This window comes from Roseobacter insulae, assembly GCF_019375555.1.
GTDB lineage: Bacteria > Pseudomonadota > Alphaproteobacteria > Rhodobacterales > Rhodobacteraceae > Roseobacter > Roseobacter insulae.
Genome location: NZ_JAHXDN010000006.1, coordinates 218,388 through 233,903 on the forward strand (window position 1 = coordinate 218,388; position 15,516 = coordinate 233,903).

General features: G+C 63.1%; 13 protein-coding genes. 7 read left to right on the forward strand and 6 right to left on the reverse strand.

Annotated elements, in window-relative coordinates:
- Nucleotides 1-74: 74 nt before the first annotated feature.
- A complete protein-coding gene (locus KX928_RS20280; RefSeq protein ID WP_219506315.1) occupies nucleotides 75-1,382 on the forward strand; it encodes a cytochrome-c peroxidase in 1,308 nt (435 codons plus the stop codon).
- Here the strand turns inward: KX928_RS20280 and KX928_RS20285 are convergent.
- Nucleotides 1,379-2,851, reverse strand: a complete 1,473-nt coding sequence (locus KX928_RS20285) for a CRTAC1 family protein (protein ID WP_219506317.1) — start codon at nucleotides 2,849-2,851, stop codon at nucleotides 1,379-1,381. The genes KX928_RS20280 and KX928_RS20285 overlap by 4 nt on opposite strands.
- A complete protein-coding gene (locus KX928_RS20290; protein ID WP_219506319.1) occupies nucleotides 2,848-4,107 on the reverse strand; it encodes an ROK family transcriptional regulator in 1,260 nt (419 codons plus the stop codon). The genes KX928_RS20285 and KX928_RS20290 overlap by 4 nt, the downstream gene beginning before the upstream one ends.
- 202 nt (nucleotides 4,108-4,309) lie before the next feature.
- Here KX928_RS20290 and KX928_RS20295 point away from each other — a divergent pair, with 202 nt between their 5' ends.
- The 6 genes from KX928_RS20295 to KX928_RS20320 all read left to right on the forward strand — a co-directional run bounded on the left by KX928_RS20295 (nucleotide 4,310) and on the right by KX928_RS20320 (nucleotide 11,255).
- On the forward strand, nucleotides 4,310-5,338 hold the full coding sequence (locus KX928_RS20295; protein WP_219506320.1) for a substrate-binding domain-containing protein: 1,029 nt from the start codon (nucleotides 4,310-4,312) through the stop codon (nucleotides 5,336-5,338).
- A 131-nt stretch (nucleotides 5,339-5,469) separates the two neighbouring features.
- Nucleotides 5,470-6,792 carry a sugar ABC transporter permease gene (locus KX928_RS20300; RefSeq protein ID WP_219506321.1) on the forward strand — a complete coding sequence of 441 codons (1,323 nt, stop codon included), beginning with the start codon at nucleotides 5,470-5,472 and terminating at the stop codon, nucleotides 6,790-6,792.
- A gap of 11 nt (nucleotides 6,793-6,803) precedes the next feature.
- Complete coding sequence (locus KX928_RS20305) at nucleotides 6,804-7,568, forward strand: ATP-binding cassette domain-containing protein (protein ID WP_219506322.1); 765 nt, start codon at nucleotides 6,804-6,806, stop codon at nucleotides 7,566-7,568.
- 4 nt (nucleotides 7,569-7,572) lie between these two features.
- Complete coding sequence (gene xylB / locus KX928_RS20310; RefSeq protein ID WP_219506323.1) at nucleotides 7,573-9,012, forward strand: xylulokinase; 1,440 nt, start codon at nucleotides 7,573-7,575, stop codon at nucleotides 9,010-9,012.
- On the forward strand, nucleotides 9,009-10,313 hold the full coding sequence (gene xylA, locus KX928_RS20315; protein WP_219506324.1) for a xylose isomerase: 1,305 nt from the start codon (nucleotides 9,009-9,011) through the stop codon (nucleotides 10,311-10,313). The genes xylB and xylA overlap by 4 nt, the downstream gene beginning before the upstream one ends.
- 12 nt (nucleotides 10,314-10,325) lie before the next feature.
- A complete protein-coding gene (locus KX928_RS20320; protein WP_219506325.1) occupies nucleotides 10,326-11,255 on the forward strand; it encodes a glucokinase in 930 nt (309 codons plus the stop codon).
- Here the strand turns inward: KX928_RS20320 and KX928_RS20325 are convergent.
- Genes KX928_RS20325 through KX928_RS20340 form a run of 4 tightly spaced genes read right to left on the reverse strand, consistent with a single transcriptional unit; the run spans nucleotide 11,252 to nucleotide 15,511 of the window.
- Nucleotides 11,252-13,150, reverse strand: a complete 1,899-nt coding sequence (locus KX928_RS20325; protein WP_219506327.1) for a beta-galactosidase — start codon at nucleotides 13,148-13,150, stop codon at nucleotides 11,252-11,254. The two genes, KX928_RS20320 and KX928_RS20325, sit on opposite strands and share 4 nt — an antisense overlap.
- The gene (locus KX928_RS20330) at nucleotides 13,147-14,007 is read right to left on the reverse strand and encodes an SMP-30/gluconolactonase/LRE family protein (protein ID WP_219506329.1); all 861 of its coding nucleotides are present in this window, start codon (nucleotides 14,005-14,007) and stop codon (nucleotides 13,147-13,149) included. The genes KX928_RS20325 and KX928_RS20330 overlap by 4 nt, the downstream gene beginning before the upstream one ends.
- Complete coding sequence (locus tag KX928_RS20335; protein WP_219506332.1) at nucleotides 14,004-14,609, reverse strand: 2-dehydro-3-deoxy-6-phosphogalactonate aldolase; 606 nt, start codon at nucleotides 14,607-14,609, stop codon at nucleotides 14,004-14,006. The genes KX928_RS20330 and KX928_RS20335 overlap by 4 nt, the downstream gene beginning before the upstream one ends.
- Nucleotides 14,606-15,511 carry a 2-dehydro-3-deoxygalactonokinase gene (locus KX928_RS20340; protein WP_219506334.1) on the reverse strand — a complete coding sequence of 302 codons (906 nt, stop codon included), beginning with the start codon at nucleotides 15,509-15,511 and terminating at the stop codon, nucleotides 14,606-14,608. Before KX928_RS20340 ends, KX928_RS20335 begins: the two co-directional genes overlap by 4 nt.
- Nucleotides 15,512-15,516 lie beyond the last annotated feature (5 nt).

Genomic DNA, 15,516 nt, shown 5'->3' on the forward strand with positions numbered 1-15,516 from the left:
CCAGGCAGATGCGACGGCAGCGTCTTCCGGCGCAACTCTTCGATGGGAACGGGCAAATAACGCGGGTTACACTGATGCGGATAATCGGGCAGATTTTAGCTCTGGGTCTTGCGGGCGGCGTTGCGGCTGGCAGTCCCGACCCTGTCACGGACGCTGACTATGCGCCCTTGGATATGGCGCAGGTGCGTCTTGGGCAGATGTTGTTTTACGACCCCATCCTGTCCGGAAACCGGAATATTTCCTGCGCCACCTGTCACCACCCGAAGTTTGCGACCGCGGATGGTGTTGCGCTGGCCTTGGGGGAAGGCGGCGTGGGTCTCGGCCCCGACCGCCATGCCACCGGAGACAACACGCCCGAGCAGCGGATACCACGGAACGCACCCGCGCTTTTCAACCTCGGGGCGCATGAATTTACCCGCCTTTTTCACGACGGGCGGATCGAGGTTGACCCGTCAAAGCCAGGTGGTTTGCGCACCCCCATGGGCGCGGAGATGACCCAGGGCTTCGCCAGCCTGCTGTCTGCGCAAACCATGTTCCCGGTTCTGAGTGCGGATGAAATGGCCGGTCATTACAGCGAGAACGATGTAAGCCAGGCGGTGCGGCAGGGACGGATCACGGGACCGGATGGCGCCTGGGCAAAGCTCAGCGCGCGGGTTGCGGACACGCCGGGATATGCCCCCCTGATAGAGGCCGCGTTTCCCGGCGCGACAGCTTTGACATTCACCGATATATCCGACGCGATCGCGGCCTTTGTCGCCTTCGAGTGGCGATCCGACACCAGCCCCTATGACAGCTACCTGCGCGGCGAGGCCGTGCTTTCGGCGCAGGCGCAGGCGGGTATGGAGCTGTTTTACGGCGCCGCGCAGTGCAGCAGTTGCCACGCCGGGAAATTCCAGACCGATCACGATTTCCATGCAATGGGCGTGCCGCAGTTCGGGCCGGGCAAGGCGGCGAGATTTGAAACCCACGCGCGCGATGTTGGCCGCATGCGCGTGACGGGGCGCGAAGCGGATGCCTACGCGTTCCGCACACCGTCGCTGCGCAATGTCGTGCATACCGGCCCTTATGGGCATACCGGCAGTCACAACGATCTGACGGCTTTCATCCGCGATCACGCGGCGCCCGCCGACGCGCTGGATCGGTTTGATCCGCACTCGGTCCTCTTGCCGCCTCTGGCGGGTGCGGACGATTGGCGACACATCAATGACGCGCGTGAACAGCAGGCCCTGCGGGCGGCTGTGACGGCAAGGCCAATCTCGCTGAAGGAACCGCAGATCGCGGCCCTTGTCGCTTTCCTCGACGCGCTGAGCGATCCCGTTGCCCTCAAGGGAAGGCTGGGCGTGCCGGAGGCGGTGCCCAGTGGGCTGCCCGTCGACCGTTAGGGAGTGAGCGTGATGATCCGGTCGGTCTGATCCGTCTTGTGTTCCGTCACCACCCCGTCAGGCCATGTGATCCGCAGCTGTGCGGTGTCTGCATCCGCCAGGCCAAAGTGTAGCGGACCGGCTTGCCCACCTGCATGACCGCCGCCGACCGTGACCTCCTGGGTTTGCGTGATGCCACCTGCGGAAAGTTCCACCAGCGCGCCGATGGCGCGGGTGTTTGCGCCGGGCATCCGCAGATCGACGGCCAGCCAGTGGCCGGTGCCTTCGGTGACATTGCGGTAAAGCTCCATGGGCGCGCGTCGGTTCATCACCACCAGATCAAGCCGGCCATCGCCGTCCAGATCAGCCAGCGCCGCCCCGCGCGACCGGTCAAGCGTGGCGACACCCGCCTCCACTGAGCGTTCGGTAAAGGTGCCGTCCGCCTGCTGGATCAACAGCGTGTTGGGGTCTTCCATGGCAAGGCCGGGCATTTGATCCACGTTGCCCTTGGCGATGAAAAGATCGGGGCGCGCGTCATTATTGACGTCGGCAAATTCCGCGTGCCAGCCCGTCGAAGGGCGCCCGTCATCCCCCAGATGCGGGCGTTGCGCGTAGGTGCCCAGCCCGTAGGGTGCGCGCGTGTAGTGCCCGTCCTCGCCCGCAATCTGCATGAGCTGGTCACCCATCGACGTCAGCATAACCTCCGCACGGCCATCCCCGGTGATGTCGCGGCTGGCAATGCCCATGCCCCAGAGCCTGATGGTCTCCCACCCGTCGTCCGGCCCGAGAAACCGCGCCAAGCCCAGATCGTACAACTGCTCGGATCCGGCGTGCACGTAGTAATGGCGGTCGTTGGATATGCGCAGCCGTTTCTGTCCACTCGCATCGCGGGCGAACAGGACGGAGAGGGCGCAATATCCCGGTGACAGGCGTGTGACCGCGAATCCCGCACCGGTCCAGCGATGCAGGGTGTTGTCGTCACAGGCTTCAAACGGCCCTTCCGGGTCTTCGCGGTCCACGTAGTTACCGATGGCCAGCACCGGGCCAGCGGGCTCCCATGTGGCGGAGAAAGCGGTGGACCACGCCTCGCCTCCGTCAAACCCCAGGGCATCATTCTCAGCGGTGAAGCCGCAGGCGCCATCACCGCGCAAAAGCTGGTTCTCGCCAACCCGAAGCACCATGACATCAAGATGCCCGTCGCCGTCCACGTCCAAAGGGTAAGCCCCTGTCGCCGACGTCATGTTCGGAAGCACGGCGCTGTCAAACTGCATCTCTCCCCTGTTGATCATCAAGGTTGCAGGGCTGTCACCCCCGGCAGCAAATATGTCGGGCAGACTGTCACCGTTGCAATCAAAGACGGCGACCCCGCCGCCCACGAAATGTTCCCATCCGCCGGTGTAACTATGGGCGGGCAGATTGGCGGAGACGTCTTCGAACAGCACACCGGCACTGGCCGTTTGCGCGATCAGACAGAAGGCAAGGGCTCTCATGACCGCCGCTCCGCCATCGCATCGGCGATTTCCGACAAGGCCAGCGCGGCGGCACCGTGGGCCCACATCAGGTCCCCCCAGGCGTGGGTTTCGATCTTCTGAGGTGCAGCATCGCGGTTGAGCGCCAAGGCGTGCATTTCCCGCAGCACATCGTCCGCATATAGGTAATCATATTGCATTCGCTCGCCCGACAGGATGATCAGCGGCGGGTCAAACAGGTTGACGACATTGGCCAGCCCGAGCGCGAGAAACCGTCCGGCCCGCCGAAAGATCACCCGTGCGGCCTCGTTACCGGCTTTCGCCTGCTCGTAAAGCTGTTGCAACATGACATCCGGCGCGGCGGTGTCATAATTTGTGGAATCCAGCGCAGTTGAGGCTTCGCGCACAAGTGCATAGTCGGCGATATAGGCTTCCAGGCAACCGCGTTGCCCACATTGGCACAAGGCGCCATCCATCTGGACCTTGGTGTGCCCCAGTTCCATTCCCAGGGAGCCGGCGCCGCGGTAGAGACGATGATTGATCACCAACCCCATGCCGACACCCTGTTCAATGGTGACAACGGCAAAATCGGCCATGGCCCGGCCCTTGCCAAACCAGAGTTCTGCAAGCGTAACGAGGTTGGTGTCATTATCCACCGCGACCGGCACACCAAAGGCATCCTCGGCCAGCCGTCTGAGCGGCAGATCCACGTCGGTAAGCAGGGGAGACCACACCATTTGCCCGGTGGCATGATCAATCATCCCCGGCATCCCCAGACCGATACAGGCGATGTCGGTACGAGCCAGATTGGCGTCGTCGAGAAGTGCGTCCAGAACCTGCCCGGTTTCCTGCAACATCTGGGCGGCGGTTCGTTTGCGCGGCGTGCAGGCGAGGCTGGCCTGCGCCAGCGGTTGCCCCGCCGCATCCACCAACAGGGCCGTGTGATGAGCCCGAGACAGTTTGATGCCCACCACGTATCCGGCATCGGGTTGCACGGAGAGGGCGACGGGCGGGCGGCCCCGTGTGCTGCTGCGGGTCGTGTCGCTGCTTTCCTGCAGCAGGCCGAGGTCCAGCAGCTCTCCGACCAGCGCCGTGATCGAGGCGGGGCTGACCCTCAGTTTCTTGGCCAGATCGATCCGTGAAATCTGTCCTGCGGAGCGCACGCATTCGAAGACGCGATATCTCAGGCTGGTGCCCGTCGCTTCGGATTCCGGGCGAATCGGCCCACATCCATCGGGGCTTTCTGCGACCTGTGACTGCGTAATTTCGACATTCATTTATTCAGCCCTCAAAAATAAAAGCACGCAAATTGGCTGGAATGAGCGAAATTTATCAAGAAACCCCGTCGATGACCGATATTTTTGCACTTCGAGCATAAATTTATTTTGACAGCTGAATTAAAACAGTCAATCCTTTTACGCATGCCAGATCTGAAACCGGCATCAACAGTCAACAGAACTGTCCCATTGGGAGGATACAATGAAGAAGATCACTTTTCTGGGCGCCGCCATGTCGGCCGCCCTTGCAACAGCTGCATACGCGGACGGCCACGCGCTGAAGGTCGGCGTAAGCTGGTCCAACTTTCAGGAAGAGCGCTGGAAGACCGATGAAGCGGCCATCAAGGCGGCGTTGAACGCGGCGGGCGCAACCTACATGTCCGCTGATGCGCAGGCGTCAGCCGCAAAGCAGCTCACCGACGTTGAAGCGCTGATCGCGCAGGGCGCGGATGCGCTGATCATCCTGTCGGTTGACAAGGATGCCGTGGGTCCGGCCGTCGACAAAGCGGACGCCGAAGGTATTCCGGTGGTGGGCTATGACCGTCTGATCGAAGACCCGCGCGCTTTCTACCTGACGTTCGACAACAAGGGTGTTGGCCGGATCATTGCGGAAACCATCGTTGCAAAGCAGCCCGAGGGCAACTTCGCCATCATCAAGGGTGATAAGGGTGACCCGAACGCCGGTTTCCTGCTCGAAGGCATGATGGAAGTGATCGGCGATGATGTCGCGTCGGGCAAGATCAACATCGTCGGCGAGGCCTTCACCGATGGCTGGAAGCCGGATAATGCTCAGAAAAACATGGAGCAGATCCTGACCGCCAGCGACAACAAGGTGGATGCGGTATTGTCGCAGAACGATGGCATGGCCGGCGGTGCAATTGCGGCACTTGCGGCGCAGGGGCTCAGCGTGCCGGTGGGGGGCCAGGATGGCGACCACGCGGCTCTGAACCGTGTTGCGCGCGGCGAACAAACGGTTTCAGTGTGGAAGAACTCTCGCGAACTGGGTGCGGCTGCGGCCAATATCGCGCTGGCGCTGGCGGACGGCACGGCGCTGGCCGACATCGACGGTGCGGTAAAATGGTCCGGTGGTGAGAAGGGCGTTGAAATGAACGCGATCTTCCTTGATCCGACACCGATCACCAAGGACAACCTGAGCAAGGCGATCGACGCTGGTCACATTGATCAGGCAAAAGCCTGCGCAGGTGCAATGGACGGCGTTGCCGGCTGCTGATCTGCAGTGATCCTGCCGGGCGCGGACAATGACTGCGCCCGGTCTCTTACCACTTCTACACAGCGAAACGGCATGTCCCTGCGCATCTGGGCGCAGCGTGGAGAAGCTGTTTCTGCAAGGGGCGCTGAACCATGACCGACCAAACAACGCAACCATCCAGTTCAACACCGGCGAAAGAAGGCGTTGTGGCCCGTTTCTTTCGCGAGACGGAGCTGGACACCCGCCTGCTGGGCATGCTGGGCGCGCTGGCGCTGATCTGGATCGGGTTTCACTTTTACGGCCAGATGTTCCGTGGCGGCGGATTCTTCCTGACCCCGCGCAACCTGTGGAACCTGTCCGTTCAGACGGCCTCCATCGGGATCATGGCCACGGGCATGGTGCTCGTCATCATTACCCGGCACATTGACCTCTCCGTCGGGTCGGTTCTGGGCTTCTGCGCAATTATCATGGGGGTCGTGCAGGTCAATGTCCTGCCGCAATATCTGGGTCTCGGGCATCCCGTGATCTGGATCATCGCGGTTCTGGTCGGCATTGTCTGCGGCACATTCATCGGCGCCTTTCACGGGGCGCTGATCGCCTATGGCAAGATCCCGGCCTTCATCGTGACGCTGGGCGGGCTGCTGGTCTGGCGCGGCGCCGCCTTCCTTGTGGCGCGCGGCGAGACGATCTCTCCCGTTGATCCCACTTTCGCCCTGCTGGGCGGCGGACCCTACGGAGCCATCGGGTCTACCGGAAGCTGGATTGTCGGACTTCTGGGCTGTGCGGCTGTCCTGGGGCTGGTCGTGCTGGGGCGTCGCAAGCGGCGTATCTTTCATATCACGCAACGCCCGGTCTGGGCGGAAAGCTTTATCGCTGTCGTCGGCTGCGGTGCCGTGATCGGTGCCGTGATGCTGGTCAACGCCTACCCGTGGCCCCGTGGCATCGTGCGCAGGTATGCTGCTGCCAACGAGATAGAAATACCCGCGGAAGGGCTGTTCATCTCGCACGGGTTTGCGATCCCGGTCCTGATCCTTGTGGCGGTTGCGATCTTCATGACGATATTGATGTCCCGCTCCCGCTTCGGACGGTATGTATACGCCATCGGCGGCAACCCCGAGGCCGCGGAACTGGCGGGCATCAACACCCGCTGGATGACGGTCAAGATATTTGCCCTGATGGGCGCATTGGCCGGGCTCTCTGCGGTTGTCGCCTCCGCGCGCCTGGGCTCGGCCACCAACGCGCTTGGCACGCTGGATGAGCTCTACGTCATCGCCGCGGCAGTGATTGGCGGCACATCGCTCGCCGGAGGCGTCGGCACGATTTACGGTGCCATCCTCGGTGCGCTCGTGATGCAATCGCTGCAAACGGGCATGGTGCTCATCGGCTTTGACGCCGCAATGCAACAGATTGTCGTTGGCTCGGTCCTCGTTCTGGCCGTGTACCTCGACATTCTCTATCGCCGCAAATCCAAGTGAGGGGACAGACCATGACAACTCAACGCACAGACACCCCGCTTGTTCAGCTCAAGGATATCTCCATCTCTTTCGGAGGGATTCGCGCGGTCGACCATGTCAGCCTTGACCTCTACCCCGGTGAAGTTGTGGGCCTGCTGGGCCATAACGGGGCGGGAAAATCGACGCTGATCAAGATCCTCGCCGGTGCCTATCAGAAGGACGGGGGCGAGATCCTGATCAATGGCGAACATGCCGAGATCAACAGCCCGCGGGATGCACGCGACTTCAACATCGAGACGATCTACCAGACGCTGGCGCTGGCCGATAACCTTGATGCGGCCTCCAACCTGTTTCTGGGGCGCGAACTGGTCACCGGCTTGGGCTTTGTGGATGACGCGAAGATGGAGAACGAGACGGCAAAGATCATGGCGCGTCTCAATCCCAATTTCAAAAAGCTCAAGGAACCGGTGAGCGCACTTTCCGGCGGGCAACGTCAGTCCGTTGCGATTGCACGAGCGGTCTATTTCAACGCCAAGATCCTGATCATGGACGAACCCACGGCAGCCCTGGGCGTGCATGAAACCCAGATGGTGGCGGAACTGATCCAGGAACTGAAAAAGCAGGGATTGGGTATTTTCCTGATCTCGCACGACACCCGCGAAATGCTGGAGCTCTGTGACCGTGTGTCGGTCATGAAAAACGGCAAGCTGATCGGGACGGAGCGTGTGGAAGATGTGACCGAAGATGATATCCTCAGCATGATCATCATGGGCAAGAAGCCTGACAAGGCGGCATAGCGGAATGTATCTGGGGCTGGATCTTGGCACATCAAGTCTGAAGGGCGTCCTGATCGACGAGGACCAACTCCTTCTTGCCGAGGCAAGCGCGCCTCTCTCGGTGGAGCGCTTGCACAGCGGCTGGTCGGAACAGAACCCGGCCGACTGGCTCGCGGCAACCGAAACGGTGATGACGGCGCTGGCCGCGCAAAATGATCTGAGCGCGGTGCGCGGCATCGGTCTCAGCGGCCATATGCACGGTGCTACGCTGCTGGATGGCGCAGATGAGGTTTTGCGGCCCTGTATGCTCTGGAACGACACGCGCAGCCATGCGGAAGCGGCGGCCTTTGATGCGGACCCGCAGTGGCGTGACATCACCGGGAACATCGTCTTTCCCGGATTCACCGCGCCCAAGGTCGAATGGGTGCGGTTGCACGAGCCCGAGATTTTCGGACGGACGCGCAAGGTGCTGTTGCCCAAGGATTACCTGCGCCTGTGGCTCACCGGGGAAGCGGTGTCGGAGATGTCGGATGCTGCGGGGACAAGCTGGCTGAACACCGGCAGGCGGGACTGGTCCGACCCGCTGCTGGCCGCCTCCGGTCTGACCCGCGACCACATGCCGAGGCTTGTGGAAGGCGCGCAGGTCTCTGGCCACTTGCGAGAGGCTCTGGCGACGCGGTGGGGTCTGCCGACCGGCGTGGTCGTCGCGGGCGGTGCGGGCGACAATGCGGCGGCTGCGGTTGGCATGGGGGTGGTGAAGCCTGGGCAGGCCTTCCTGTCCCTGGGCACTTCCGGCGTTCTTTTCGCGGCAAGCGCGGCCTATCAGCCCGACGCGCCAAGCGCTGTGCATACGTTCTGCCACGCGCTGCCCGACACCTGGCACCAGATGGGGGTGATCCTTGCGTGCACGGATGCCTTGAACTGGTATGCGCGGCTGGTGCAGTCGGAGGCCGGCAGTCTGACGGCTGGTCTGGGCGCGCTGCAGGCGCCCTCTGATACCCTGTTTCTTCCCTATCTGGGCGGCGAACGGACGCCACATAACGACGCGACGGCGCGCGGTGCTTTTTTGGGGCTGGACCATGCGACCGACACCACCGCGGGCGCGCGCGCCGTGCTGGAAGGGGTCAGCTTTGCCTTCAAGGACAGCTACGATGCGCTGAGCAGCACCGGCACCCGGATAGACACGCTGGTAGCCGTCGGCGGGGGCAGCCGGTCCGAGCATTGGCTCAAGATGCTGGCGACGGTGCTGGACACCCCCATCGATGTTCCGACCGCCGGTGATTTTGGCGGCGCATTCGGTGCCGCGCGGTTAGGCCAAATGGCGGCCCTTGGGGGCGGTGTCGAACTTGCCACCGCACCTGCAACAGAACGCACCATCACCCCCCGGACCGAACTGAAAGACGCCTTCGTCGAGCGCCACGCTCGGTATCGCGCAGCATATCACGCCCTCAAGGAGGCCCTATGACCGACTTTTTCGCAGGCATTTCGCCCGTCACATACTCTCCGGATGCGCCCGCGGATCAACTGGCCTACCGTCACTACAACCCGGATGAAGTGGTCGCCGGCAAGCGGTTGGAGGATCACTTGCGTTTTGCGGTGGCATGGTGGCACAGTTTTGCCTGGCCCGGCGGGGATCCCTTTGGCGGGCAGACATTTGAGCGCCCGTGGTTTGGCGACACGATGGCGCTGGCCCGGCTGAAGGCCGATGTGGCCTTCGAGATGTTCGAGATTCTCGGCCAGCCGTATTACTGCTGGCATGACGCCGACATCCGGCCCGAAGGTGCGAGCTTTGCCGAGAGCAATCGCAACTTCGAAGAGATTATCGACTATCTGGGCGAAAAGATGCAGGCGCAGGGAACCAGATTGCTGTGGGGCACGGCCAATCTCTTCTCGCACCGTCGGTTCATGTCCGGTGCCGCAACGAACCCGGACCCGGAGGTTTTTGCATGGTCTGCTGCGACGGTGAAGAATTGCATTGACGCAACGCAAAAGCTGGGGGGTGAAAACTATGTTCTCTGGGGCGGGCGTGAAGGCTACGAGACGCTGCTCAACACCGATCTGAAGCGCGAACGCGCGCAGGCCGGGCGCTTCCTGCAGATGGTTGTCGATTACAAGCACAAGATCGGCTTTGAGGGCGCGATCCTGATCGAACCCAAACCGCAGGAGCCGACGAAACATCAATATGACTACGACGTCGGCACGGTCTATGGATTCCTCAAGGAATTCGGACTGGAGGGCGAGGTTCAGATGAACATCGAGCAGGGCCACGCCATCCTCGCCGGCCACAGTTTCGAGCACGAGCTGGCGATGGCCTCCGCATTGGGCCTCTTCGGATCGATCGATATGAACCGGAACGATTACCAATCCGGCTGGGACACCGATCAGTTTCCCAACAACGTGCCCGAAGTGGCGCTCGCCTATTACGAGGTGCTCAAGGCGGGCGGGTTCACCACGGGCGGGACAAACTTCGATGCCAAGCTCAGGCGCCAGAGCCTTGATCCGGCTGACCTGATTGCCGCCCATGTGGGAGCGATGGACGTCTGCGCACGGGGGCTGAAAGCGGCTGCCCGGATGCTGGAAGACGGTGGTCTGGAAGCGGCGCGGGATGCGCGTTACGCTGGCTGGCAACAGAATGTAGCTCAGGGCTGGCTGCGCAGCGCGACGCTTGAAGACATCGAAGCGGCGGTCGCGGCGGGCGAGATTGATCCTCAGCCGCGTTCGGGCCGGCAGGAAGTACTAGAGAACTACGTGAACCGATTTGTCTGAGGGCGCATACGCATGGCACTAATTCTGGCAGATGTTGGCGGCACTAATGTTCGCTTTGCCTGCGCGCGCGATGGGGCCATCGATACATCACTGACGCGCAGGTACCAAAACGATGACTACGCAGATTTCGACGCGGCCCTGGAGGCTTATCTTGCGCACGCTCACGTGAAAAACCTGCAAGCGCTGACAGTTGCGGTGGCCGGGCCGGTGACCGGACACTCAGCGCGGCTGACCAATCGTGGCTGGGATTTCGATGTGCGCCAGCTAGGTCGTCGGCATGGGGCGGGCCGGGTGGATTTGCTCAACGATCTCAGTGCGCTGGGGTATGCGCTTGACAGTCTTGGCCCCGACGGCACCGACGTGGTTCTGGAGGCGCCTGCCTCCGACAATGATCAGCGCCTCGTGATCGGCGCGGGCACCGGGTTCAACGTCAGCCCGGTTCTGCGCGTCGGTGATCGGACCGTCTGTCTGCGCGCCGAGGCTGGCCTGGGCAGCCTGCCCACCCGCGTCGCAAAGCATATGCTGGAGTATATTGGCAAGCCCGCACCTTGGGTGCGCTGCGCCGAGGATGCGGTGCGCGGGCCGGGTCTGGCCGAATTACACGCCGCGGCCACGGATCAGCCAAAAATCGACGCACGCGATGTTATCGCGGCGGCCAATGCAGGCGACGCATCGGCCACCGCATCGGTGGAAACCTACGCGCGGATGCTGGGCGCGTTCATTCAGGATCTCAGACTGCTTTATATGCCCACCGGGGGCATATATCTGGCCGGTTCTGTGGTGCGCGGTCTTCTGGGCAGCCCGGCGCGCAGGACATTTGTGGATATGCTGCGCGATCAGCCCACGGTGAAGCAGAGGATGTCGCCGCTGCCGGTATCGGTGATCACGCAGGACGAAGCCGCACTGCTCGGTTGCCTTGCCTATGCGCAGGCCGTGACCTAGAGCGGCCACCACGCAACATCGGCGGCGGCTATTTTCCGGCCGTCGATGTCGGTGTCTTCCGGACCGTAGTTGAACGCAAACCGATGCGTTTCGGTATCGCGCAGGCGCAGGCCGTCGGGCAGGGCGCATGTCGTGACGCCCGCGGCCTCGGCCAAATGCACAATGATGCGATCCCACAAGGCGGCATCCGGCCATGCGCCAAGATAATTCAGCTTGTCGTTGCCCATGACCACGGGCGCCCCATCCACCGTTTCGAACAACGTGGGGGCGCCGCCTTCCAGTGTCTCCACCCAGTGATGGACCGATCCGCCCCCGCGCGCCGCCCGCCGGGCAGATGGCGGCAAACTCTCTACCCGCGCAACGGTCACATCCAGCCCGGGCAGATCGGGGCCCATTGGTACCGGTATCGACAACTCGTCGGTTACGAGGTTGCTGCGGGGTCCGACAAGCGCCACGGTCTGTGTCAGCGCGGTTGTCAGGGCCGTGGGCATCTTGGCCAACCCGGGCGCCAGAACAAGTTTGTAGCCGGCGAGGTCGCTCACGCTGGACGGGACGATGTCGATCGACAGCCCGCGCCTGCGCAGAGCCCGGTAAGCATCGAGCATCAAACGGAAATAGCTGAACCCTGCACCCTGTGGCAGGGTGGCCCACGTCCATTCCGACGGGTAGTCGAAGATCAGCGCTATCGGTGCCGTGCCCCGCGACACCTCGGGCATCTCGGCGATCTCGCGTCCTACCTGAGCGGCCTCGGTCAACCCCGGTGCGGCCACGTCATCGGGCCTGAGCAACCCGGCATGCATCTGTTCCTGCGCGAAGGGCGCTTGCCGCCAGCGAAAGTAGCTGACGACTTCGGCACCATGCGCAAAGGCTTCCCAACTCCACAACCGGACCATGCCGGGCAGCGGGGCCGGGTTGTGCGGCGCCCAGTTCACCGGGCCGGGTTGCTGCTCCATCACCCACCAGCGCCCCTCCCTGCCGACCGCCCGGTAGAGGTCGTGATGAAACGCCTGCATGTCGGGGTCGCCCTGGTGCAGGTACCGCGCCTTGTGCTCCTCGCTGGCTTCGAGACGGTCGGAGAGAAACCCGATCGGGTAGCTGTCCCAACTGGCGATATCAATCGACCGGCCGACATCGAAATGATCGAAATCGAGCACGCGCCCCATGTAGTTGTGTATCAGCGGTGCGTCGCTGCGCGCGCGGAGGGCGGCCACCTGTACCTCGTGATAACGCATCACCTGATCGGAACTGAACCGGCGGAACGCAAGCTCATGGGCGGGCGCGGGCTGTGTTACCGTGAGGTTGGGCAGGTCAATGTCCCCGAAATGACGGTATTCCATGGACCAGAAAACCGTGCCCCAGGCCCGGTTCAGCGCGTCGATGTCCTGATACCGCGCGGCCAGCCACGTTCTGAATGCTTCGCGGGCGGCATCGGAAAAAGACAGGATGGTGTCATGACAGCCATATTCATTGTCGATCTGCCAGGCGTGAATCCGTGCATCGCGGCCATAGCGGTCGCCCAGGCGGGCCGCGATTTCACCGCTCGCCGCCCGGTATCCGTCATGGCTGAAGCAGTAGTGGCGACGCGAGCCGAACTTGCGCGGATTGCCCTGTGGATCAACCGCCAGCATGTCGGGGAACCGCTCCAGCATCCACCGCGGCGGCGTGCAGGTCGGCGTTCCGAGAATGATTTTCAACCCGGCATCCGCCAGCGTCGCAATCGCCCTGTCCAGCCACCCGAACTCAAAGACCCCGGGCGCCGGTTCGATCCGGCTCCATGCGAATTCGCCGATCCGGACCCATGAGATACCCGTCTCAACCATGCGTGCGGCATCCTGCGCCCACATCTCTTCGGGCCAGTGTTCGGGATAGTAGCAAACCCCCAATGCGCGTTTCACAATATCACCCTCGGTTCCGGCAGCCCCCGGGCCACCCCTTCAGCCGCAAAGGTCATGCCGTGCGCGTTTTCCTGTTCCAACCGGTTATCGGGAATGCCCTGCCGTGCGGTGGTGATCACGAGTGTCGTCAGGGCCGCCCCCCCGAACGCCGGACAGGTGGCGTGGGCCGCCGGAACCTCGACAGCCTGCTGAAAGACCCCGTCGGGTGTATAGGCCGCCACACGACCGGCCCCCCATTGTGCCATCCAGATGTTGCCCTCTTGATCCACGACGGCGCCATCCGGGTTCAAGCTGTCTTTTGTCAGGTCAATGAAGACCACGGGCGGCCCGGCCGGCCATCCTGAGCGGTCCAGCGGCACGCGCATCACCTTGCCGGTCGAGGTGTCCGCGAAATACGCGTAGCTGCGATCCGGGGCGAAACAGATCGCGTTCGAGATCGTGATATCAGCGAAGAGCTTGCGCAATTGACCCTGGTATAGCCGGTAGATCGCCCCGGCGCCCGGTTCGGCATTGCAACCCATCGTGCCGATCCAGAAACCACCCCAGGGATCCGCCCGCCCGTCATTGGAGCGGGTGACCGGGTTCGTGCCTTCCAGCGGCGTGACAATGGAGCGGCTGCCATCCTGCAGGTTGAAGCGCCACAGCCCGGTGGCGGAGGCGATCAGCAAGGTCATGTCATCGATCCAGCCGGCGGCGGAAACCGCTTCGTCAAACGGCCATTCATCGGCGCCTCGTGCACTGCGCGTCAGCAACTTGCGCCCGATGATGTCAAACCAGAAAAGCTGTTGCCGCGCGGGATGCCAGAGCGGGCCTTCACCCAGCTGGCACTGCCGGGCATCGTAGACATGCGGGGTCACGCCACCGCCTTGCTGTAGGCGTCGACGATATTCTTGGCCCGGGCCGCGACGTCCTGGGCGGTCATGCCGGGTTTGTAAATGGCAGACCCGATGCCGAACCCGTCGGCACTGGCCGCGATCCACTCGCCAAAATTCTCCGGACCCGCGCCGCCGACGGCAAAGACCTTCGTGCCCTTGGGAAGAATAGGCCGCATGGCGGCAAGCCCTGCGACACCGGCCATCGCCCCGGGAAACAGCTTCAGCCCGTCTGCCCCCGCCTTCAGCGCCGCAAAGGCCTCGGTCGGGGTAAATACGCCCGGCCAGCTCTCCATCCCGGCAGCCTTGGTGGCGGCGATCACCTCGCCGTCGCAATTGGGGGAGACGATCAGCTTGCCACCCGCATCCGCAACCGCGCGCACGTCGTCCACGCTCAGGACGGTGCCCGCGCCGATCAGCGCCTGAGCATCAAAGCCGCGCGCCAGGGCGGCAATGCTGTCCAAGGGATCCGGCGAGTTCAGCGGCACTTCGATCCGGGCAATGCCAGCGGCGATCAGAGCTTCGGCGACAGCAGGTGCCTCTGCCGGGGTGATCCCGCGCAGGATCGCAATGATGGGAAGGGTCATGAATATGCCTTTGACTGTCTGTGGGCCGCGGTAAGGCCTGCCAGTGTAGCACTTTCCGTGTCGACCAGCATGGCCGGTACTCCCTGCGTTTCAAGCGCTGCCAGATAAGCGTTTGCCTGACGGCCCATGCCCAGGATCGCAACATTCTGGCCCAGCCAGTATGGCCGGGCCGCGGCCAGTTCCGCCCCGATCAGCAGGCCCGAGAGCGCCGCGCGTGTTGTGGCGGCACCGGTGCCATGCAGGAGGTGCCCGGCGCGCAGTCCAAAAAGCCGGGCGGCAAGCCGTTCGGGCTTCGAGATCGCGTCGTTTACCGCGCCGGAAAAGGCATCGTCCTCCCAGCCCGCCTCCTTCAGGGAGTGTCGCAGAACCGATTTGTCGCTGAGGAGCGCAAAGAGTTCGCCGGACATAAAGGTTTGAAAACTCACGACTTCGCCCGCGCTGAGCTGAGCCCATTTCGTATGGGTGCCCGGCAGACACAACACGCCGTCCCATCCGGGATTCAGCTGCATGAAGCCTGCGATCTGGGTCTCTTCGCCGCGCATCACATCCGACGGGGCGGCCTGGGACAGGCCGGAGATCACCCGCACATCCAGATCGCCGGAGGTCGGTGCGGGGGTCAGCTGATCGGCCAGCGGCGTGCAGGGCACCGGGCGGTAGGGGGCCTCGACCCAGCCTTGCCGCGAGCCGACCATGCCGCAGGCGACTATCGGCACCGTGTCCGCGGTGAGCCAGTCGGCGATCAGCGCGGCGAGGGCAGGCTCGAACTGATCCGCCGACAGCTTGCCCATGCCATCCTCGGACTGGGCGCGCGCCAGAACCGTCGCCCCCTGCATGGCAAAGGCGCGCAGATTGGTGGTGCCCCAATCCACGGCGATCCAGTCCGGTGCGATGTCTTTGCTCATACGCG

Coding starts and splice junctions, on each gene's coding strand:
- KX928_RS20280 (WP_219506315.1), top strand. CDS start 75: ATGCGGATAATCGGGCAGATTTTAGCTCTGGGTCTTGCGGGCGGCGTT.
- xylA (WP_219506324.1), top strand. CDS start 9,009: ATGACCGACTTTTTCGCAGGCATTTCGCCCGTCACATACTCTCCGGAT.
- KX928_RS20290 (WP_219506319.1), bottom strand. CDS start 4,107: ATGAATGTCGAAATTACGCAGTCACAGGTCGCAGAAAGCCCCGATGGA.
- KX928_RS20320 (WP_219506325.1), top strand. CDS start 10,326: ATGGCACTAATTCTGGCAGATGTTGGCGGCACTAATGTTCGCTTTGCC.
- KX928_RS20340 (WP_219506334.1), bottom strand. CDS start 15,511: ATGAGCAAAGACATCGCACCGGACTGGATCGCCGTGGATTGGGGCACC.
- KX928_RS20295 (WP_219506320.1), top strand. CDS start 4,310: ATGAAGAAGATCACTTTTCTGGGCGCCGCCATGTCGGCCGCCCTTGCA.
- KX928_RS20305 (WP_219506322.1), top strand. CDS start 6,804: ATGACAACTCAACGCACAGACACCCCGCTTGTTCAGCTCAAGGATATC.
- KX928_RS20285 (WP_219506317.1), bottom strand. CDS start 2,851: ATGAGAGCCCTTGCCTTCTGTCTGATCGCGCAAACGGCCAGTGCCGGT.
- KX928_RS20300 (WP_219506321.1), top strand. CDS start 5,470: ATGACCGACCAAACAACGCAACCATCCAGTTCAACACCGGCGAAAGAA.
- KX928_RS20335 (WP_219506332.1), bottom strand. CDS start 14,609: ATGACCCTTCCCATCATTGCGATCCTGCGCGGGATCACCCCGGCAGAG.
- xylB (WP_219506323.1), top strand. CDS start 7,573: ATGTATCTGGGGCTGGATCTTGGCACATCAAGTCTGAAGGGCGTCCTG.